At 52.4% G+C, this 439-nt stretch carries 1 pseudogene; it reads left to right on the top strand.

What is annotated here, in order from left to right:
• Positions 1 to 439: pseudogene (locus DV424_RS08920) on the top strand (adhesin); the annotation flags it as partial.

Genomic DNA, 439 nt, shown 5'->3' with positions numbered 1-439 from the left:
TCAGCGACTGAGGCGGGTAGATCGAAAGATGCGGCTGCTAACTCTGCAACAGAAGCAGGCAAAGCGAAAGATGCGGCTGTGACAGCGAAAAATGATGCGGAAGCAGCTCGTGATATTGCGAATACGAAAGCGGGCGAGGCGGCAAGCTCAGCGACTGAAGCTGGAAAATCAAAAGATGCAGCTAAAGCCTCTGAAGATGCAGCTAAAGTCTCTGAAATAGAAGCAGGCAAAGCGAAAACAGCGGCGGAAGCAGCTCGTGATGAAGCTGCAAACTCAGCAACAGAGGCGGGTAAATCAAAAGATGCTGCTGCCAACTCAGCAACTGAAGCGGGTAGATCGAAAGACGCAGCTGCTAACTCTGCAACAGAAGCAGGAAAAGCGAAAACAGCGGCGGAAGCGGCTCGTGATGCAGCTGCAAATTCAGCGACTGAGGCGGGTA

This window comes from Haemophilus haemolyticus, from assembly GCF_003493605.1.
Taxonomy (GTDB): Bacteria; Pseudomonadota; Gammaproteobacteria; order Enterobacterales; family Pasteurellaceae; genus Haemophilus; species Haemophilus haemolyticus_J.
This window is presented reverse-complemented; position numbering and strand designations above follow the sequence as displayed.